Genomic DNA, 20303 nt, shown 5'->3' with positions numbered 1-20303 from the left:
AATGTTACCTTGCTCTATTGAGACTTGACCAGTGATTATCTCAGTTAAACACCATTAAAGGCAAGCAGTGATGCTCACATTCTGTAAAATTAGTCTTTTGAATAGAAGAAAGCCAGCGCTATAAGCACTGGCCTTCTCATGAAACATTATCTATTTAGAGATCTTCAGAAATAATTTTTGGAGTCACGAAAATTAATAACTCCTGTCTATTATTCTCATCAGTTGTACTCCTGAACAGGAAGCCAACAAAGGGAATATCTCCCAGCACAGGTACTTTACTCACTCGGTTAATCAATTGTTGCTGATAGATACCACCAAGCACAATAGTTTCACCATGATCGACCAGAACCTGAGTTCCGATTCGCTGAGTATCGATAGAAACTGCCGAACCCAAAGGGGTTGCAACGACTTTACCTTGAGAATCCTGAGTAATTTCAAGATCGAGGATCACTCTATTATCTGGTGTAATTTGTGGTGTCACACGCAATGACAACACCGCTTTTTTAAAGCTAATCGTTGCGGCACCACTAGAGCTCGCCTCTAAATAGGGGATCTCTACACCCTGTTCGATATAGGCAGCTTTTTGATTAGAGGTCATGATACGTGGACTGGCGATAATCTCTCCCTTATCTTCCTTCTCTAACGCACTCAACTCCATATCGAGTACCGTTCCATCGGCCAGCTTAGCCACGTGAAAAGCCACTCTCGCAGCACCGGTAGATGCCGGTAAATTCACATTCAACCGATCAACAAGGGCGGGTACGATGCCATTTGAAATACTCTCAGCTCCCTCAAGACTTCCGGAAGTGCCTTTATCGCCCTGTTGATCTGTCACTCCCCATCGAATACCAAGTTCCTCGGAGACATCATCCTTTACTGTCACCATGCGAGATTCGATGAGCACCTGACGAATTGGAATATCCAGAACCTCAATTAATCGATGAACATTTTCTAATATATCTTCAGTATCCTTCACCAATAGTGTATTGGTACGTTCATCGACCGCAACGCTACCACGAGTAGATAACAGACTGGAGTCTTCACTTTTCAACAGTTCGGCGATGTCAGTCGCCTTAGCATAATTTATCTGTAAATATTCAGAATATAACGGTGCAAGCTCTTTAACTTCCTGCATATTTTTTAATTGCTGACTCTCGCGAATGGCTAACTCTTCACTAGGAGCGATCATCAGGATATTTCCCTCAATGCGCTTATCCAGCCCCTTCGTCTGTAAGATAAGATCCAGAGCCTGATCCCAGGGAACATCATCTAAACGTAAAGTAATATCGCCTTCGACCGTATCACTGGTCACTAAGTTGAAATCGTTATAATCGGCAATAATCTGAAGAACGGTTCTAACAGAGATACTTTGAAAATTCAGGGACAGTGAGCGTCCGTCGTACTTTTTCTCTTTTTTGACGACATTAACTCGCTCAGCCTTAGTCACACTCAGCCTAAACAGGCTCCCCTCCTGTTTATAGTTATACTCATAGTTTCCGGCGATATCGATAAGCACACGTGTGGTCAACTCATCCTTAAAGGTTTCAAAGCTTCTCACCGGCGTGGCAAAGTCCTGAACATCCATGACATAGAGCAACTCTGAAGCTATTTCAGTGTTATACAGCTTCAATTCAAGCTTAGCCCCCACCAGCTCCACATTCGCCGCGACAGAGCTATTATTCAGCTTAACCAGTAGCTCACCTCCCCCGTCAGAGGTTCTTCTAAAATCAATATTATCAACGCCATTGATAAATGGATTCGTTTCCTTTGTAGCGCTATTCGCCACCTCATCGTTAATAGTAAGACTATAAACATTACCGGCAAGTTTTCCTTGATAAGCTTTGACCTTATCCAGTGCGACTACCACCTTCATAACACTATTATCTTGTTTAACCTCAATAGTCTCGACTCCAACTGTATTTATTGGAAGAGACTCTTTTTCTAAGCCTGATACACTTTCATTAAAGCCAAGAATAATTTCAGCAGGGGATGCATTTAACTCAATTTCCGGCTCCAAGATTTCATTTTCAAAAATCAATTGAAGCTCTAATTGATGATCAACGATAGAGTGGTACTTTACATCCACTAGACGATTCGCAGCCATCGCATACGATGTTCCTGCAGAAATTAGCGCTAAACTCACAACAACTCTAAAAAGCGCTGACATATTAAAAAAGTTTTTATTCGCGGCAGAAGATTCCATTATTCCCTCATCCTTCGCTTGTTATTTCCCAGTTAATTCTAAGTTGCTGAGTCTTTCCGTCCAGCAACCAGAACCATCTGGAATTAATTCAATTATTTCGACTGTTTGTGGTGTAACTTTAGCAATTCTTCCGTGATATAGACCCAAGTATTCTCCAATACCTAAACGATAAACACTAGCATCATTTGTTTCTACCAGGGCCCAGATGTTCCCAACTTCACTTAATGTCCCACGCATCTTTAAGTTATCCAGAGCATAAGTTTCTAAGCGTCCTTTACGTCTCTTAAGATCGGGTTGTAAACAGTCCTTTGTCGTATCAATGACCTCTTCCGTTAATTCTCGTGAAGGAGGAACGAAGGGGCTGCGCATTAAATCGGCTTGATACTCAAAATGTTCAAATTTTGGCGGTTCTTTCAATGGCGGAATATGTGCCACATGCTGCGCCTTTGTCGTAGTAACAAATAGCTCTAAATCACTTCGATCGCCAACACAGCCCACCAAAAAAAGGCTAAAAACTAATAAAGGAAGAAGTTTCATTATTATTTCCCCTTCGCTTTTTTCATATCGGCAGGTAAATCAGCCCCCTCTTTAAAGCGATATGTTTTTGCCAATATTTCCATTCCTAAGCCACCGGAATCTGATTTCTTAATCACGAAATCATGTAGACTCACAATCCGCGGCAACTTAGCCACACCGCTGACCAACTCACCGAGTTCATGGTATTCACCACTTACAGTCATGCTAATTGGAAATTCGAAATAGAAATCTCTTGGGATCACTTCTCGCCAATCCAAACTCTCAATCTTTAACCCGGAGTCTGTCGCTACAAAGGTTAAATCATCGAGTAAACCCGGCATCTCATTCTTAGATGGCAGCATCTTAAGTAATTCTGCAAACTGAGATTCCATTGCGGCTAACTGTTCACGATAGAGTTTAAGGTTAGCAGCGAGTCGGTATTTAGACTTAAAATCATCTCTTAATTTTACTTCTGTCTCTTGCTCGAAACTTAACGTATCTATCGCATCAGAAACAAACAAAAAATAGCTGGCAATAAAGATACATATTGACAATATAGCAGCAAAAACAATTTTAACGAATGGAGGCCAACCTCCAATATTTTCAAAATCGATGTCGTTAAACTGACTCAGTTCAAGGTTCATTTACTCGCTCCCTGGTCTGAATTATCAATACTATCAACTTCACTAATCGTCACTTTCAAACTAAATCGCTGTAACTGTCTCAATTCTTCGCTGTGAGCAACAATAGACTGCATATTGGGATCCAGTAGCCATTTAGACGTTTTCACCTTTCTCATCATGTTTGCCACATTATTATTGGATTCACTGCGTCCCTCTATCCACAATAAGCTCCCTTTCTTTTCAATACTGGAAAGGTAAATCCCAGGTGGAACGATACGTACGAGTTCATCTAACACATGAGTCGGTAAGTTTCTGGATTGCTGCAAATTTAAAATAATTTCAGTACGGCGCTCAATATCTTTTTTCCGTGTTCGTATCTGCTTTATTTCGGCGATCTGTTTTTCCAGAAGCTGAATTTCACTCTGCAGGTAGGCATTTCTCGACTTTTGATTATCCGTCATCATGTCAAGAACACTTAATGAAAGAAAAACAATCAGTGAAGAACCAAGAAAAACTAACGCTAATATGCCGATGTAATCTCTCTTTTGCTTTTCTCTCGCTTCTTCGCGCCAGGGTAAAAGGTTTATGTTCGCCATTGAGAGTAACTCCTCAGCGCTAGACCACAGGCAACCATATATTTGCCTATATCCGGTTGCAATCGGCTTTTCACTTCATCATCTGCATGTAGGCATCCCTGAAATGGGTCCGCTATGATAGTGTGAACACCTAACTCATTCGTCAATAAATTCGCCATCCCTTCAAGCTTAGATGTACCACCACACAAAATAATGTGATCGACCTTATCCTTACCGCTGGAAGTACAATATATCTGTAATGTTCTCTTGATCTGCTGTAATAGCTGGGTTTGAAAGGGAGATAAAACCTCAAACATATAATTTCGTGGCAAATCACCTTCCAATTTGGCTTTTTCGGCTTGTTCGTGCGACATCCCGTAAAAAGATAAAATTGATTGAGTAAATTGTTCTCCACCAAAAGCCTGCTCACGCACAAAGCTTGTTTCACCATCCTCGACAACTGCAAATGTAGTGATGTTTGCACCTATATCGACTAAGGCAACGACCTTACTCTCGACTCCCTCAGGTAATTGAGCAGCAACGATCTCATAGGCTCTTCCCAATGCATAACCTTCGATGTCGACGACCTTACTTTCAAGATTTATATCATCGAGAGCATCGACTCGGGCGTCAATATTCTCTGTCCGACATGCGCTGAGCAGAACATCGACCTTAGTCGGGTCGGTACTATTCACATTCAAGGTTTCAAAATCAATGCTGACTTCATCGAGCGAATATGGAATTAGATTATCAGCCTCTATTTCAATCTGGCTCTCCATCTCCTCTTCACTGAGAGACGCATCCATATAGATGACCTTTGTCATAACGGCAGAGCCAGAAACCGCAACTGAAGCAAATTTAGCGCTCTTGGGGAGTATGCGTTTAACCTGCTTCAATGACTCAACGACCGCATCAACATCTCGGATCTCGTGATCATTAACGGCACCCTTTTTAACGGGCACTGCAGCATGACTTACAATTTTATAACCATCAGCCGTCTGACTCAGCAGTATTGCCTTAATCTCGTGGGAACCGATATCGATTCCAACCATCTGCGGAGCCTGACGCTTCCATAATTTTGAAAGCATAGTCCATCGTCACTTTTTTGTTATTGTTTCAAGAATTAGATTAGCACAAAATCAACTCGTTATAGATATTTGTACAGAATGTTTCCGAGTTTTACAATTGCCATTTTTTTGACAACCTTTTTTACTTCACCAATGAGCAAGCGCCTTATATACTATTGGTCTTGCAAAAATTTTTTGGAATATTCCGGTGAAGTGGTTAAAACGTATTATTATTGCTCTATTCAGCCTAGCCCTTTTAGGCGTTGGCGCCATTGCTGCGGCATATTTTTATGTGTTGCCCGAACTCCCGGACGTAAACACGTTAAAAACGGTAAAGCTTCAAACCCCATTACGCATATACAGTAGTGACGGTAAACTGATCTCTCAATTTGGTGAAAAAAGAAGAATTCCGGTTGATTTTCAAAATGTTCCACCACTTCTTATCGATGCAGTTTTAGATACGGAAGATGCCAGGTTTTTCGAACATCATGGTATAGATCCTATTGGTATCACTCGTGCGGCATTCATTCTTTTAACCACTGGAAAAAAGAGCCAAGGGGCTAGCACCATCACCCAGCAGGTAGCACGAGGCTTCTTTCTTTCTCGTGAAAAGACCTACATACGTAAAATTAAAGAAATTTTTCTAGCCATAAAAATTGAGAAAGCCTTATCTAAAGAGAAAATTTTAGAGCTGTATCTAAATCGCTCTTTCTTAGGTAATCGTGCCTATGGTGTCGGCGCCGCCGCACAGGTCTACTATGGCAAAGAATTAGATCAGCTAACCCTACCTGAAATGGCAATGATCGCCGGTCTGCCTCAGGCACCTTCAGCAGCCAATCCAATTCGTAATCCAGCAAGAGCGATGAATCGTCGTAATTGGGTATTGAGTCGCATGTTAGAGAAGCAAAACATTACTCAGGCTCAGTATATGGAGGCAACCCAATCTCCCATCACGGCGAAATATCACGGGGCAGAAATTAATCTCTATGCTCCCTATATATCAGAGATGGCGAGAGACTATTTAGTTGAAAAGTATGGTGAAGATGAGGCTTACACCGGTGGCTACAACATCTATACCAGCATTGATTCCACGCTTCAGCTAGAGGCTCAGCAGGCACTGAGAAACAATGTCTACGCCTATGATGAGCGACACGGCTACCGCGGCCCGAAAGCCATTCTTTGGACTGATACGCCACTGAATAATCAGGATATTATCGACCAATTAAAACAGACCAAAGCATTTCAAGGCCTATTACCCGCCGCCATCATAAGTATGAGTGAACAAAGCGTTCGAGTGCTCTCCTCCAATGGCGAAACGTTGGAAATTGACTGGCAAGGACTAAAATGGGCCCGTAAGTTCATCTCTAATAAACGTCAGGGAAAAGCCCCTAAAATGGCCTCTGAAGTTGTCGCTGTCGGTGAGCAGGTATGGATTCGCAATAATGGTGAATTTTGGCAGTTGGCTCAAATTCCTGTAGTCGCCAGTGCAATTGTGTCCCTCGCCCCCCATGACGGCGCCATACGCACTCTGGTCGGTGGTTTTAGTTTCCATACCAGCCAATACAACCGCGTAACTCAGGCGAAACGCCAACTAGGTTCAAATATTAAACCCTTTATCTATACCGCGGCGATGGAGAAAGGCTACACCCTATCGACCTTAGTCAACAATGCACCGATTAATAACGCCGATACCAGACAAGGTACTGCATGGCGCCCTAAGAACTCACCAGACCGCTATACAGGGCCAACCAGGTTACGTGTCGGGCTCGCGCAATCTATCAACGTAATGTCTGTCAGGACGATGCGTTATGCCGGTCTGGATATGGCTATCGATACTTTAGTTAAATTTGGTTTCAATGCCGAAGATATCCCAAGAAATGAGTCCATCGCATTAGGCTCAAACTCAGTGACCCCACTTCAAGTCGTTACCGCATTTTCTACCTTTGCCAATGGCGGATATAGAGTTGAACCCTATTTTGTTGAACGCATTGAAGATTCTTACGGACAGATCATCGAACAATCGAATCCTACCCTTGCCTGCAAACCCGAACCAGACCCGTTAGAAGCAGCCAAAGATGATCCTTTTGCCTCTATGGCTGATGAGCTACAGCCACCGACAGCTCAAGCAAAAGAGCCAAGTTGTGGTGGTAAAGACAGTAGATATGCGCCCCAGATCATCTCTGAACAAACTGCATTCCTGATCACCGAAGCATTAAAGAGTGTTATCTGGGGCGGTGGAAACTGGAGCAAAGGGACTGGCTGGAATGGTACGGCCTGGCGAGCGGCAAGAGTCGTAAAAAGACATGATATTGCCGGAAAGACAGGAACAACCAACGAATCCCGGGATACCTGGTTTAGTGGATTTAACCCCAAACTCGCCACAACGGTTTGGGTAGGCTTTGACGATCATAGTAAGGAGTTGGGCAGAACCAGCTGGAATGCTAATGCCGCAAAAGATCAAATTTCTGCAGCAGAGGCAGGGGCAAAGACTGCTGGGCCAGGATGGAATGAGTTCATGAAAAAGGCTCTATCCGGTACGCCTGAAATTCCGACGACTCCACCAGAAGGTATCGTCTCTGTAAGAATAGATCTGGCAACCGGAAAGTTAAGCCGCAAAACCGATTACACCAGTAGATTTGAGTATTTTGTATCAGGCACAGAGCCAGAAGAATTCGCAACAGAAGCTGAAGAGGTAAACGACATCTTCATCGAAGACTCCACTGAGGAGCTATTCCAGTAAATTCAGTAAGAAACCTTTTTAGCTAAGCTTATAAATAAAAAGCGCGATAGAGTAAAATCTCCATCGCGCTTTTTTTTAAAATCTAAAATAAATTAACGACTTATTTTTGACAGTCACTCTTAATTTAATTTTATATTTCTTTAACTTCTACTCAGAAGCGGCTAATTTTGTTGCCAATGCGGCTCTGACCTGAGGTAAAGCAGTTCCGCCGAGCGCTTCTCGTTTCTCAAGACATGATTCAATTGTCAGGCAGTCATAGACATCACTTGTGATCATTTCGGAAAATGATTGCAGATCTTTCAGCTCAAAATCCTCTAAAGGTTTCTTCTGCGCTATCGCTTTAACCACTACTTCGCCAACGACATGATGTGCCTCTCTAAATGGCATTCCTTTGGCCACAAGATAGTCTGCAAGTTCGGTAGAATTTGCATAGCCCTGCTGCGCAGCACTTAACGTATTCTCACGGTTAACCTTTAAACCACTTAGCACTAAAGCGGCCATTTCGAGGCAGATAGCCCAGCTATCCATCACATCAAACAAGCCCTCTTTGTCTTCCTGCATATCTTTGTTATAGGCTAACGGCAGTGCCTTCATGGTAGTTAAAATACCGACAAGGCTGCCATAAACCCGGCCTGTTTTACCACGGATCAACTCGAGTGCATCAGGATTCTTCTTCTGTGGCATTAGTGAAGATCCGGATGTAACTTCATCATCGAGGTCTATGAAACCAGCTTCACCGCTGTTAAAGAAAATAAGGTCTTCGGCCATGCGGCTTAGGTGCATCATGCTAATTGAAGCATCACTGCAGATCTCAACTACATGGTCCCTGTCCGACACAGTATCTAAACTGTTGAGTGTCGGCGACGCGAAACCCAAGGATTCCGCCAGCTTATACCTATCCATAGGATATGCAGTACCTGCAAGTGCACCCGTTCCCAGAGGACAAGTATCCGCACGTTTGAGCGCATCTTCTAAACGACTAATATCACGCTCAAACATCTCAACATAGGCTAAGCACCAATGTCCGAAAGCCACTGGCTGTGCACGCTGAAGATGTGTGTAACCAGGCATAACTGCGTCAAGTTCTCTTTCTGCCAGCTCTAAAAGCGCTTGCCTTAACGCTTTAAGCAACAACAGTTGCTGCTGGCCTTCTTTCTTACACCAAAGCTTAAGATCGGTTGCTACTTGATCATTGCGTGAACGCCCAGTATGAAGCTTCTTTCCAAGATCCCCGACTTTAGCAATCAAAGATAGTTCGACAAAACTGTGAATGTCTTCGGCACCCGACGCCAGAATAAGCTCAGGCTTCTCTTCCACTTCGCCCAATAGCTCTTTTAATGCCTGTTGTAGTTGCTGACACTCAGCTTCAGACAAAATCCCTACCTGGGTGATAGCACCGGCCCAAGCTATCGAGCCGACAATATCTTGCTCGACCAAGCGGTAATCGACAGGCAATGAGTCATTGAATAATTTAAATAGCGCGCTACTCTCCTGGCTAAATCTTCCACCCCATAATGCCATGCTGACTTCCTCTTTCTTTAATTAACCGAGAGTGGGCTCTGGGTCCCACCCTATTTATTGACTTAACCTATTCTTCGAAACAGTGAAGATCTTTTGTAGTACCTGAAATGTCGCTTACTTAGCCTTTAACGCCCTGATACGGCTGGCTAAAGAGTAAAGGCGGATGAAACCTTCGGCATCTTTCTGGTTATAGACATCGTCCTCACCAAACGTCGCGAACTCTTCTGAGTACAGGCTATTTACTGAACGCTTCTTCACTGCGTGAGCTTGCCCCTTATAGAGTTTAATAACGACTTCACCACTGACCAAATTAGCCAGAGGTATTGATGCAGCCAGTAGGGACTCACATAATGGCGTAAACCAACGACCATCATAAACAAGGTGAGCCATCTGAGCACCAATCTGCTCACGCCATTCACGACTACTCTTGTCTAACACTAACTCTTCTATGGCTCTTAGTGCGGCAAACATAACTGTGCCACCCGGAGTTTCGTAACAGCCACGAGACTTCATTCCCACGAGTCTATTCTCGGTAATATCGATTCTGCCAACCCCATGAGCACCAGCGATCTCATTTAACACCGTAAGAGCCCCGTAAGGAGAAAGTGATGCACCATTAACTTTAGTGATCTTGCCTTGTTCAAGCTCTAATGATACGTACTCAGGCTCATTGGGAGCGTCCTCAGGCGCGACGGTCATAGTCCACACGCCTTTAGTCGGCTCATTCCATGGATCTTCTAACTCGCCACCTTCATGGGAGATATGCCAGGCATTCGCATCACGGCTATAGATCTTCGTCACAGAGGAAGTCGTTTCGATTTTACGCTCGGCAAGGTAATCCAGCAGATCTTCACGGCTAACCATCTCCCACTCGCGCCAAGGGGCAATCACCTTGAGGTCGGGTGCAAGAGCAGCAAAACAACCTTCGAAACGTACCTGATCGTTCCCTTTTCCGGTACAGCCATGGCAGACGGCATCGGCCCCTACTTTACGTGCAACTTCAACCTGCGCCTTAGCGATAATAGGTCTGGCCATCGATGTACCTAATAAATAGGTCCCTTCATAGATCGCACCGGTAGCGATAGTCGGGTAGATATAATCTGCCACCAGCTCCTCTTTCAGATCGACGATGTAGCACTCAGACGCACCAGAAGAGATAGCCTTCTCATGCAATCCCTCCAGCTCCGCATCACCTTGGCCCACATCGGCACAGAAAGCGATGATTTCACAATTATCATAGGTCTCTTTCAACCAAGGAATAATCGCCGAGGTATCTAAGCCTCCCGAATAGGCCAGAACCACTTTCTTCACATCTGTTTTCTTTGATTCAATTGACATTTTTCTATCCTAATTATTTGCTTTTCTTATCGAAAACTTCAATAAGAGATATATGGGTTTACTACTTAGCTAATAAAGTCACCAGCACTGCATTTTGTGCATGCATGCGGTTTTCAGCCTGTTGCAAAATGAGCGAACCTTCGCCATCGACGACATCGGCAGTCACTTCAACACCACGGTATGCAGGTAGGCAATGCATAAAGAAGTTAGCACCCGCTTTCTTCATCATTGCAGCATTAACTTGATAGGGTTTAAATTTAGCCTCGATATCACTCAGGTTAGAATCGTCTCCCATAGAGATCCAAGTATCAGTATAGATAGCATCTTGCTGAGCGATCTCTTCAATGTCAGAAGTGAGTATTAACTTTCCGCCATGCTGAGCTGCTAAAGATTGGGCCTCCACAACCACTTGACCGTCGGGGAACTGCCCTGGAGGGCAGATAACTGTCATTGTCGCGCCCAAAATTGCCGCACCATACATGAGTGAATGCGTCACATTATTTCCATCACCGACGTATGCCAGTTTTACCTTGCTGACATCATCAAATTTCTCAGACAGGGTTAAGAAATCGGCTAACCCCTGACAGGGGTGATACAGATCAGATAAAGCGTTTATCACCGGCACACTTCCATGCTCAGCCAACCCCTCAATAGTCGAGTGAAGAAAGGTTCTCGCCACAATAGCATCGGCCCAACACGAAATATTGGCAGCAAAATCAGAAACGGGTTCGCGTTTACCAAGCGCACCATTTTGCTGATCCAAATAGAGACAATGACCTCCTAACTTATTAATACCGATATCAAAACTAACGCGGGTCCTTAAAGATGGCTTCTCAAATAGCATAACCACACTCTTCCCATCCAACGCATTACGGTACTCTGCTGGATTTGCTTTAATCTTCTTAGCCAGAGCCAACAGATCTTTGAGCTGCTCCTGACTTAAGTCCTTTATCGATAGTAGATGGTTCATTCGTTGTTCTCCTTCGGCTGGATACACTGACCAAGCCTTACGCTATTATGTCGATAGGATGAAGATGATCCATGACACTTCATTCACCATCCTAAAATTTTTTCTTAAACTAAAGGCTAATCCGGCTGGATCTGTGTCCCTACCGCTTCGCCATTTGATAACGCAATCAATTGTTCGGCATGACGCCATGAAGCCACCTGTACCGGCTGTCCCATCGACTCAGCCACTTCCAATGCTGCCTCCACTTTAACCTTCATCCCTTTTTCGATAACACCGATATGAGTCAACTCTTCGACTTGAGCACGGTTTAAGCTCTTGATTAGCTGCCCTTTGCCATCTAAAACACCTGAAACATCAGAGAGTAAAACCAATTTCCCATCGACAAGTTTGGCTAACACGGTTGCCGCTTGATCGGCGTTAACATTTAATAACTGACCCGCGGCATCGATGGCAATAGAACTGACTATCGGCATCCATCCTTGAGATAGAATGAACTCCAGGTATGTTGCACTTTTCGGGCTGACCTCACCGACAAAGCCTAAACGCGGATCCTTAACTTTAGCTGAAACCATATCGCCGTCACCTAAGCTCATGCCGACACAGGTCACACCCGCTTTTATCGCTGCCCCTTGAAGGATTTTATTAGAGGTTCCGGCTAATGCTCCGACAATGACAGGTATCTGCTCTTGTGGGGTCACTCTCAATCCATCCAGTTTCTCTGTAATCATGCCATTCGCGGTTAACTGCTCTTCGACTAAACAACCTCCGCCATGAACCATAATCAACTGCTGCCCGTTGGCGATCATCTTGGCCGCCGTCTCCATCAACCTGGCCATGCCCATTTCGCATTGCATAAGGGCGCCACCAACCTTTAGTACTAACGTGCTTTTATTTACTGACATAGTCGTTACTCTCTCGCGAAACTGAAAATTAATAATTAAAATGAATCTTTATGCACTGATGAGCTTGGCTTGCGGCTCCCTTCATCAAGTTATCAATCGCACTCGCAACAACGAGATAATGAGTCTCTGGATCGAACTTCCATCCCAGATGACAGTTTGGAGTGTTAACAACGTCATCAATCCTAGGGAATTGGTTTTGCTTGACTGTAATGAGTGGAGCATCATCATAGACAGCATATGCTGCAGCGACATCGGCTTCGGTAATTCCAGGTTTTAACTGCACCGTAATCGTTGCCAAAATTCCACGCTTAAAGTTTCCAAGATGAGGAGTGAATATGACCTCTTGTCCTAACTGAGTTGCAATTTCAGGTTGATGCCTATGACCCAGTACACCATAGGGAGTCAAGCTGACCTCACAAAAGCTGGTATGTAGCTGCGCTTTTCTACCTGCACCAGTCACACCACTGACGGCATTAATAACCGGAAATGCATCAGTTAAAAACGTGCTAATAGGTTTCAGTGCCGTTAGAGATGCAGTTGGATAACAGCCGGGAACGGCAATCATCTTACTGCTAGCGATTTGCTCACTATTCCACTCGGCTAATCCATAGACAGCATCACAGAGAACATCTTGATATTCATGATTAAAGCCATACCATTTAGGATATTGTTCTACATCTGAAAAACGGTATGCACCACTAAGATCAAATACGGTTAAGCCCTTTTGATAGAACCATGCAGCCAAGTGCAAGCTCACGGCATGGTCGGTTGCAAGAACCACCGCATCCGCCTGCTCAACAATTAGCATTTTAGCGTCGTCACAGAGAGGAGAAAGAGAGAGTGAAATATGACTGTAGCTTGGGTATAAGTCTGACAAAGGCTTACCTTTATCTAAACTATTTTCCGATACATACAAGCCCTGAATCATCAAATTTTCATCGGCATTAATGAGAGAGGTAATTTGTGCGCCCGTGTATCCACTGGCGCCAATGATAGCAATGCTTTTCATAATCTATGACTTCTTAATTTGGGTGCTATATTTTAAGGAAAAAAGAGGGGCACAACTTAAGCCCTGGTAGAAATACCAATTTGACAAGTTTATCGTCGCAGGAAGTCTGTAGACATAACCTTTATGTTAATTTTCTGATATGAAATCATCATTTTTACTCTCAATAATAATCGCTGTAGTGTGGTACTTGTCTTAGCTGTTTGATAGACTATCACAACGAACTAATTATGCAATATATTTGAATATATATTTTACGGATGATTTATGACGACACTCCCGGATCTTAAAAGCAGCTTTAGCCAACTCATTGCTACCCCTTCAATAAGTGCCCTCGAAGCCTCCCAAGATATGAGCAACCAAGGTGTTATAGACTTATTGCATAACTGGTTTGATGATTTAGGCTTCCAATGCACAGTGCTGCCAGTGCCAAACACAAGGAATAAACATAACTTGGTTGCTAGTTTCGGCACAGGAAAAGGCGGTTTACTGCTTGCAGGACACACGGATACCGTGCCATTTGATGAGGGACGTTGGAGCCAAGATCCATTTAAATTAATGGAAAAAGATAATCGTTGGTATGGTCTAGGCACTTGCGACATGAAGGGATTCTTTGCTCTGGTATTGGAAGCAGTTAAAGATATGCCACTGGCACAATTTAAACGCCCATTACATATACTCGCCAGTGCCGATGAAGAAACAACCATGAATGGTGCCAAGGCATTTGCGGCAGCCAAATCGATTGCCCCTGACTATGCCATAATCGGCGAACCCACCAGTTTGAAACCTGTGTATATGCATAAGGGGCACTTAACTCAAGGTATCAGAGTTACAGGTAGAAGCGGACACTCCTCAGATCCGGCTAAAGGGCTTAATGCCATAGAGGTCATGCATCAAGTGATGGGGCAACTACTTAAGCTAAAACAACACTTAGCCGATAACTACCGAGAGGAGGCTTTTAGTGTTCCCTACCCTACGATGAATTTCGGTCATATTCATGGTGGCGATGCAGCTAATCGTATCTGTGGATGCTGCGATCTCCATATCGACATCCGCCCACTGCCCGGACTGGCACTGGAAGAGTTAGAACAAATGGTGACCCATTACCTCGCACCAATTAATGACAAGTATCCCGGAAGTATTAATGTTGCCCCTCTTTATCCTGGCTCCGAATCATTCGCTAGCGATGCTAATGGTAGCTGGACCCGTCTGGTAGCAGAGTTATCGGCAAGCACACCAGAAGTCGTCAATTATGCCACCGAAGCCCCCTATATCTCTAAACTTGGTTGTCAAACACTCGTATTAGGACCCGGCAGCATAGAGCAAGCTCATCAACCCGACGAGTACCTCGACATTGCCTATATAGATCAAACAACAGCCCTATTAAAACAGCTTATCTATCATGCATGTATCAAGTAACACTTAGGCATATCATACTCAGGTAAATAAACTATGCTTAGGCACTTAGCCCGGGTAGTAGATGACAGCCGAGTGATGTAGAGCACATAAGTTTACATTATCTGTAATTGTTGTATTGACCTTAGGCGCTGACGCTGGGTATTGTGGTTGATTAGCATGAATTCAGGTATGGAGCACGTATGGCAGATATGTATGCGTCTTTAAGGTCAAATGTGGGTACCTTAGGGCAAATTCTTGGTGAGACAATACGCACCAATTTAGACGATGCTTTTCTTGAAAAGATCGAGCAGATCCGTCAACTGGCAAAAAGTTCTCGGCAGGGAGATGAAGCGGCAAGAGACGAGATGCTCAAACTGCTCACTGCACTGCCGGATAATGAACTGGTTCCCTTCGCAAAAGCCTTTAACCAATTTCTCAACTTAGCTAATATCGCCGAACAGTTCCACACAATCAGTCGCAACTGTGACGAACTGGTCTGTGTTCCTGACCCGGTTGAACAGCTTTTAGGGCGAGTACTGAGTAGCAACATAGATCAAGAGAAGATGCTCGATTGTCTGGAAAATTTAGATATCGACTTGGTACTGACAGCACATCCGACAGAGATCTCTCGCCGTACACTCATTCAAAAATATGCATCGGTGATCGATATTCTGGCTGCATTGGAAAATCCGCAGCTCACCGAACGAGAGAAGAAACAACAGCACCTGCGCTTGCGTCAATTGATTGCCCAGATTTGGCATACCAATGAGATCAGAAATGAAAGGCCTACCCCTGTCGACGAAGCGCGTTGGGGCCTGAGCACGATCGAAGTTTCTCTCTGGCAGGCTATCCCGGATTTTCTCAGACAACTCAACGAACAAGTAGAGGAGCGAACAGGCAAGCAACTGCCTACGGACATCGCCCCGGTACGCTTCTCGAGCTGGATGGGGGGAGACCGTGATGGCAACCCTTTCGTAACCGCAAAAGTCACTCAAGAGGTACTCGATCGTAACCGTCACACGGCGGCCCGTCTCTATCTGAAAGATATTGTCGTGCTTGTTAATGACCTCTCGGTGGAAGAAGCCAATGCAGAGTTATTGGAATATACCAATAATAGCCTTGAGCCCTATAGAGATGTACTTAAAGACCTTAGACAAAAATTACGTAACACCGTTGACTACCTTAATGCGCGTCTCGAAGGTCACAAGCCTGAAGTAGACCTAAGCTCGATAATTTGGCACGAAAGCGACCTTAAAGAGCCGCTGTTAATGCTGTACAAAAGTCTAACAGACTCAGGTATGAGCCTGATAGCCAATGGACTCTTGTTAGATATTTTACGTCGCATCGCCTGTTTTGGCATTCACATGCTAAGGCTGGATATCAGGCAGGATGCCGAACGCCATAGCGATGTCATTGCTGAGTTAACCCGTTACTTAGGCATGGGCGATTACAACCATTGGGATGAGAGTGAAAAACAAGCGTTTCTCCTGAGAGAGCTAACAGGCAAACGACCGCTGATCCCATCCAACTGGCAACCCAGTGATGATGTTGCAGAAGTCGTGGGTACCTGTCGCCTTATAGCGACTCAACCAGCTCGAGCCCTTGGCTCCTATGTTATCTCCATGGCCAGCAAGCCGTCGGACGTTTTAACCGTTTTATTGTTATTAAAAGAAACGGGCTGTCCACACCCAATGCGGGTCGTTCCTTTATTTGAGACTCTCGATGATCTCAATAATGCCTCGAGCTGTATGACCGCACTATTTGCTATTGATTGGTATCGTGGTTACACCAAAGGCCATCAAGAAGTCATGATAGGTTACTCAGATTCGGCAAAAGATGCCGGCGTGATGGCCGCAGCCTGGGCTCAATATCATGCTCAAGAAGAGCTGGTAGAGGTAAGCAGACAGGCCGCGATTAAGTTAACCTTATTCCATGGCCGAGGCGGCACTATTGGACGTGGCGGCGGACCAGCACACGAGGCGATCCTTTCACAACCGCCAGGTTCTGTCGATGGCCGCATTCGTGTTACCGAACAAGGCGAGATGATCCGCTTTAAGTTTGGACTGCCAAAACTAGCAGTTCAAAGCCTAGCCCTGTATACATCCGCGGTAATGGAAGCGACGCTCCTCCCCCCTCCGGAACCGAAACCCGAATGGCGTGCCTGTATGCAAAAACTGGCCGAAGAGTCGGTCGATGCCTATCGCGCTATTGTGAGAGACGAGCCTGATTTTGTCGCCTATTTCCGCGCAGCAACCCCAGAGGTTGAACTGGGTAAATTACCTTTAGGTAGCAGACCGGCAAAACGTAGAGTCGATGGAGGAATCGAAAGTCTACGTGCAATACCTTGGATATTTGCATGGTCACAGAACCGCTTGATGTTACCCGCTTGGCTTGGAGCCGGTGAAGCCCTGCAAGCGGCAAGCGATCGTGGAGAGATGGCATTATTGCAGGAGATGGAACAAGATTGGCCATTTTTCAAGACTCGTATATCCATGTTAGAGATGGTCTATGCTAAGGCTGAACCAAACCTAGCAAAATATTATGAAACTTGCTTAGTACCAGAAAACCTTCATCATTTAGGTGAAGCACTTCGCACTCGTCTGGCGACGGGTATCAAAGCCGTCTTAGAATTAACCCAGTCTAATGCTCTGATGGAACATACGCCTTGGAATAGAGAGTCAGTTACGCTTCGCAACCCCTACATCGACCCCCTTAATTTTGTGCAAGCAGAACTGTTAGCTCGTACTCGTAAAGAAGAGGAAGCATCGACCAATGTAGAGCTAGCATTGATGATAACCATTGCTGGAGTTGCGGCAGGCATGAGAAATACCGGCTAATGAAGATATTTAGATCCCTTATCCCGCTCTTCATGCTGTTGCTGACTGGATGTGTGAGTCAGTACAGCATCACCGAGAGTGAATTAGAAGGCTACCTATCTGATGAGATACATTTCGAAGCCAAAGAGGGTAATCAACTCTTTGGCATTGAGATGCGCATCAATAATATAGATGTAAAACTTGGGCATAAGCCAGGCATCATGTCAGTTACTGCTGACAGCGTGGTCAAGGTAAGAAACCCATTATTGCCTATTAATGCGGATATGAAGACGACCTTCGAAGCTGAGCCTTGGTACGATGCCCAAAGCCACAGTGTTTATTTGAGACAACTCAGGCTTATCGGCATTGAATCTAATCCAAAAGATATTGAGAAAGCGGTCAAACAGGTTGCTCCTCAGATGATGGGCTTTCTTACTCATTTCCTGGAGACTCAGCCAGTATATGTACTGGATACTTCAGACTCAAATCAGGCTTTAATTGCCGAGATGACAAAGAGAATAGAGGTTTCGCCAGGCAAACTTAAGCTGATCTTTGATAAATAACTGATAAGTAATTAATAGGTTAACATGCCATTAATGGCGAAGACTCGTTAATGGCATTTTCAAACTATTTACTAAACCGAGAGAAAGAGGAGTAATCAACAATCACAGCCTCACCCAACAACGTCCTCCGAAGCATGTCATAAGCAACTGCGGTACTTAATGCTCTAACCAGAGCACGTGATCGTCCAGGCAACTTAACCATTTGACTGTAAACCCCAAACTTTGTTGCGAGTGCGATGGCTACAGTCCCAACAGGTTTCTCATCTGTTCCACCTTCAGGGCCTGCGATGCCGCTTGTGGCTAGAGCATAATCACTCTCGAGAATACCACGAGCTCCTTTAGCCATCTCCTCAACTGTAGCTATCGATACAGCGCCATAATCATCCAGAGTCTGAGGGTTAACACCAAGCACCTTGACCTTAGCTTCATTGCTATAAGTGACCAGGCCGTGGTGAAGATAAGAAGAACTGCCCGCAAACGCGATTAATCCACTCGTTATCATGCCGCCGGTGCAAGATTCAGCGACACTCAAGCTTAAGCCAGAATTTAGTAGCCGCTCATGTACCTCTTGATCTAACGTCGTGATGTTCTCAGCGACAACTCCATTTCCGAGTACCGTTTTAACTTGAGCTTCAATATCAGCTAACGAATCTATGGCTGACTGGCCACGTGCAAACAGCTTTATCTCAATATAAGGCATATAAGATCGGTAACCCAGAGTGATGCCTGCAGGCAATTGAATCACTTCCAACTCATCTGCCAGCGAAGACTCACCTCTTCCAAGGGTAAGTAGCTTCTTAACTGAAACAGACTCAGACACTGAAAACTGTTCCTTTACGAAAGGAATAAACTGCTCTTTTACCATCCGCTTAAATTCAAAAGGAACCCCGGGTGTAAAAAACAGCCATGCACGATTAAGTTTAACGGCAAAGCCGCAAGCGGTACCGACTGGGTTATCAATCATTACAGCCCCCTCGGGTAGTAACGCTTGCTTAAGATTGCTTGCAGCCATAACACGGTTATTTCTGGTAAACCAAGCTTCCAGCTTAGTACGCCACTCTTTGCTCTCAACGAGTGGAACTCCCATGGCCAACGCCATTGCCTCTGTAGAGAGATCATCGCTGGTAGGACCTAAGCCGCCATTGACCATAATAATATCGGCCTCAGTGCTACGCTCTTTGAATACAGCGATAAGATCCTCCAGACGATCGCCAACCGTAATTCGTCGTTGACACTCAATGCCCTTCTCCATCAAGGTATTGGCAAACCAAGCAGCGTTAGTATCAACAATCTGACCCGCTAGCACCTCTTCACCAGTACATATCATCTCGAGCTTCATTGAATATCCTTAAATCTGCATTTAAATATTTTCAGCTAAAGTAAGTAACCCATGAATGAATAGCAACACTTAGACATTATTTAATTGAATCTAAATATGTTCACTTAAAAAGACAGGCAAAGCACAGAAAGGATATGGCGGAAGTATCGATATTGAAGGAGCACTTATCGACTGACATAAGGAGTAGCCACTGTCTAGTCTGCAACAAAGGCGCCTTTCAATATCCAGCTTCGAGCAAAGCTCTCCGCGTTCAGCATCAGATCTACATGGATGCAGTAAATGCAGGAGCTACATGACTGCCATCAAAGCTGGAGTCTAGGCACATGGATGTGCCGAATGTCAGAAACGCATGGATGCAGTTTCTAACCAAGCTTGGCGGCGGAATTGCTTCGTAGAAAGCGCTTTGTAACCTGAAACAAAGGCGCCTGTCATGGTCAGCTGCGGATAAATCCTCCGCGCTCAATGGGCGCAAAGCTACGCTTCGCCAACAACGCCCATCTCACCCTACTCTACATGGGTATTGTGCCTCACTTCGTTCGGACTCTTTGCTTCCCCATGTTCGAGTGGGCATCTTTCCAGCCAAAAACGAAAAAAGCCCATTGCGTTAGCAACGGGCTTTATCGTTATTAGGCGCCTGGAAATGACCTACTCTCACATGGGGAGACCCCACACTACCATCGGCGCGATTGCGTTTCACTTCTGAGTTCGAGATGGGATCAGGTGGGG

At 44.8% G+C, this 20303-nt stretch carries 15 protein-coding genes and 1 rRNA gene; 4 read left to right on the top strand and 12 right to left on the bottom strand.

Annotation, left to right across the window (positions count from 1 at the left end; translation table 11 throughout):
- Nucleotides 1–154: 154 nt before the first annotated feature.
- The 5 genes from EKG38_RS23950 to EKG38_RS23930 are packed head-to-tail and all read right to left on the bottom strand — an operon-like array spanning nucleotide 155 to nucleotide 5005.
- Complete coding sequence (locus EKG38_RS23950) at nucleotides 155–2203, bottom strand: type IV pilus secretin PilQ (RefSeq protein ID WP_126523404.1); 2049 nt, start codon at nucleotides 2201–2203, stop codon at nucleotides 155–157.
- Between the two features lie 21 nt (nucleotides 2204–2224).
- The gene (locus EKG38_RS23945; protein ID WP_012144600.1) at nucleotides 2225–2740 is read right to left on the bottom strand and encodes a pilus assembly protein PilP; all 516 of its coding nucleotides are present in this window, start codon (nucleotides 2738–2740) and stop codon (nucleotides 2225–2227) included.
- A 2-nt stretch (nucleotides 2741–2742) separates the two neighbouring features.
- Complete coding sequence (locus tag EKG38_RS23940) at nucleotides 2743–3363, bottom strand: type IV pilus inner membrane component PilO (RefSeq protein WP_126523403.1); 621 nt, start codon at nucleotides 3361–3363, stop codon at nucleotides 2743–2745.
- The gene (locus tag EKG38_RS23935; RefSeq protein WP_126523402.1) at nucleotides 3360–3938 is read right to left on the bottom strand and encodes a PilN domain-containing protein; all 579 of its coding nucleotides are present in this window, start codon (nucleotides 3936–3938) and stop codon (nucleotides 3360–3362) included. The genes EKG38_RS23940 and EKG38_RS23935 overlap by 4 nt, the downstream gene beginning before the upstream one ends.
- On the bottom strand, nucleotides 3926–5005 hold the full coding sequence (locus tag EKG38_RS23930) for a pilus assembly protein PilM (protein WP_012144603.1): 1080 nt from the start codon (nucleotides 5003–5005) through the stop codon (nucleotides 3926–3928). The genes EKG38_RS23935 and EKG38_RS23930 overlap by 13 nt, the downstream gene beginning before the upstream one ends.
- 187 nt (nucleotides 5006–5192) lie before the next feature.
- On the opposite strand from EKG38_RS23930, the gene EKG38_RS23925 reads away from it, so the two are divergent.
- Complete coding sequence (locus EKG38_RS23925) at nucleotides 5193–7724, top strand: penicillin-binding protein 1A (RefSeq protein WP_126523401.1); 2532 nt, start codon at nucleotides 5193–5195, stop codon at nucleotides 7722–7724.
- Nucleotides 7725–7871: 147 nt separating this feature from the next.
- On the opposite strand, the gene argH is transcribed toward EKG38_RS23925, so the two are convergent.
- From argH to argC, 5 genes are all read right to left on the bottom strand, one after another.
- Nucleotides 7872–9245 (bottom strand): argininosuccinate lyase, encoded by a 1374-nt coding sequence (gene argH, locus EKG38_RS23920; RefSeq protein ID WP_126523400.1) that lies wholly within the window; start codon nucleotides 9243–9245, stop codon nucleotides 7872–7874.
- Nucleotides 9246–9359: 114 nt separating this feature from the next.
- Entirely contained in the window at nucleotides 9360–10583 is a 1224-nt protein-coding gene (locus EKG38_RS23915) for an argininosuccinate synthase (RefSeq protein WP_126523399.1), read from the bottom strand.
- Nucleotides 10584–10644: 61 nt separating this feature from the next.
- Nucleotides 10645–11553, bottom strand: coding sequence for an ornithine carbamoyltransferase (locus tag EKG38_RS23910; protein ID WP_126523398.1), 909 nt, complete (start codon nucleotides 11551–11553; stop codon nucleotides 10645–10647).
- A gap of 116 nt (nucleotides 11554–11669) precedes the next feature.
- Complete coding sequence (gene argB / locus EKG38_RS23905; RefSeq protein ID WP_126523397.1) at nucleotides 11670–12455, bottom strand: acetylglutamate kinase; 786 nt, start codon at nucleotides 12453–12455, stop codon at nucleotides 11670–11672.
- A 28-nt stretch (nucleotides 12456–12483) separates the two neighbouring features.
- Complete coding sequence (argC, locus tag EKG38_RS23900; protein WP_126523396.1) at nucleotides 12484–13464, bottom strand: N-acetyl-gamma-glutamyl-phosphate reductase; 981 nt, start codon at nucleotides 13462–13464, stop codon at nucleotides 12484–12486.
- 264 nt (nucleotides 13465–13728) lie between these two features.
- Here argC and argE point away from each other — a divergent pair, with 264 nt between their 5' ends.
- The 3 genes from argE (at nucleotide 13729) to EKG38_RS23885 (ending at nucleotide 18238) form a co-directional block, all read left to right on the top strand.
- Nucleotides 13729–14880 carry an acetylornithine deacetylase gene (gene argE, locus EKG38_RS23895; protein ID WP_126523395.1) on the top strand — a complete coding sequence of 384 codons (1152 nt, stop codon included), beginning with the start codon at nucleotides 13729–13731 and terminating at the stop codon, nucleotides 14878–14880.
- Nucleotides 14881–15059: 179 nt separating this feature from the next.
- Nucleotides 15060–17696 carry a phosphoenolpyruvate carboxylase gene (gene ppc / locus EKG38_RS23890; RefSeq protein WP_126523394.1) on the top strand — a complete coding sequence of 879 codons (2637 nt, stop codon included), beginning with the start codon at nucleotides 15060–15062 and terminating at the stop codon, nucleotides 17694–17696.
- On the top strand, nucleotides 17696–18238 hold the full coding sequence (locus EKG38_RS23885) for a YceB family lipoprotein (protein ID WP_126523393.1): 543 nt from the start codon (nucleotides 17696–17698) through the stop codon (nucleotides 18236–18238). The genes ppc and EKG38_RS23885 overlap by 1 nt, the downstream gene beginning before the upstream one ends.
- Before the next feature lie 64 nt (nucleotides 18239–18302).
- On the opposite strand, the gene EKG38_RS23880 is transcribed toward EKG38_RS23885, so the two are convergent.
- Together EKG38_RS23880 and rrf are read right to left on the bottom strand one after the other, a co-directional pair.
- Nucleotides 18303–19577 carry a CinA family nicotinamide mononucleotide deamidase-related protein gene (locus tag EKG38_RS23880; protein WP_126523392.1) on the bottom strand — a complete coding sequence of 425 codons (1275 nt, stop codon included), beginning with the start codon at nucleotides 19575–19577 and terminating at the stop codon, nucleotides 18303–18305.
- A gap of 632 nt (nucleotides 19578–20209) precedes the next feature.
- Nucleotides 20210–20303 (bottom strand): 5S ribosomal RNA (gene rrf / locus EKG38_RS23875); the annotation flags it as partial.

It is taken from the genome of Shewanella canadensis (genome assembly GCF_003966225.1).
GTDB lineage: Bacteria > Pseudomonadota > Gammaproteobacteria > Enterobacterales > Shewanellaceae > Shewanella > Shewanella canadensis.
Note: the sequence above shows the minus strand (reverse complement) of the source record. Positions and strands in the feature narration are given on the sequence as shown.

Excerpts from the sequence above, each read along its gene's own strand:
- EKG38_RS23950 (WP_126523404.1), bottom strand. The coding sequence starts at position 2,203 with ATGGAATCTTCTGCCGCGAATAAAAACTTTTTTAATATGTCAGCGCTT.
- EKG38_RS23945 (WP_012144600.1), bottom strand. The coding sequence starts at position 2,740 with ATGAAACTTCTTCCTTTATTAGTTTTTAGCCTTTTTTTGGTGGGCTGT.
- EKG38_RS23940 (WP_126523403.1), bottom strand. The coding sequence starts at position 3,363 with ATGAACCTTGAACTGAGTCAGTTTAACGACATCGATTTTGAAAATATT.
- EKG38_RS23935 (WP_126523402.1), bottom strand. The coding sequence starts at position 3,938 with ATGGCGAACATAAACCTTTTACCCTGGCGCGAAGAAGCGAGAGAAAAG.
- EKG38_RS23930 (WP_012144603.1), bottom strand. The coding sequence starts at position 5,005 with ATGCTTTCAAAATTATGGAAGCGTCAGGCTCCGCAGATGGTTGGAATC.
- argH (WP_126523400.1), bottom strand. The coding sequence starts at position 9,245 with ATGGCATTATGGGGTGGAAGATTTAGCCAGGAGAGTAGCGCGCTATTT.
- EKG38_RS23915 (WP_126523399.1), bottom strand. The coding sequence starts at position 10,583 with ATGTCAATTGAATCAAAGAAAACAGATGTGAAGAAAGTGGTTCTGGCC.
- EKG38_RS23910 (WP_126523398.1), bottom strand. The coding sequence starts at position 11,553 with ATGAACCATCTACTATCGATAAAGGACTTAAGTCAGGAGCAGCTCAAA.
- argB (WP_126523397.1), bottom strand. The coding sequence starts at position 12,455 with ATGTCAGTAAATAAAAGCACGTTAGTACTAAAGGTTGGTGGCGCCCTT.
- argC (WP_126523396.1), bottom strand. The coding sequence starts at position 13,464 with ATGAAAAGCATTGCTATCATTGGCGCCAGTGGATACACGGGCGCACAA.
- argE (WP_126523395.1), top strand. The coding sequence starts at position 13,729 with ATGACGACACTCCCGGATCTTAAAAGCAGCTTTAGCCAACTCATTGCT.
- ppc (WP_126523394.1), top strand. The coding sequence starts at position 15,060 with ATGGCAGATATGTATGCGTCTTTAAGGTCAAATGTGGGTACCTTAGGG.
- EKG38_RS23885 (WP_126523393.1), top strand. The coding sequence starts at position 17,696 with ATGAAGATATTTAGATCCCTTATCCCGCTCTTCATGCTGTTGCTGACT.
- EKG38_RS23880 (WP_126523392.1), bottom strand. The coding sequence starts at position 19,577 with ATGAAGCTCGAGATGATATGTACTGGTGAAGAGGTGCTAGCGGGTCAG.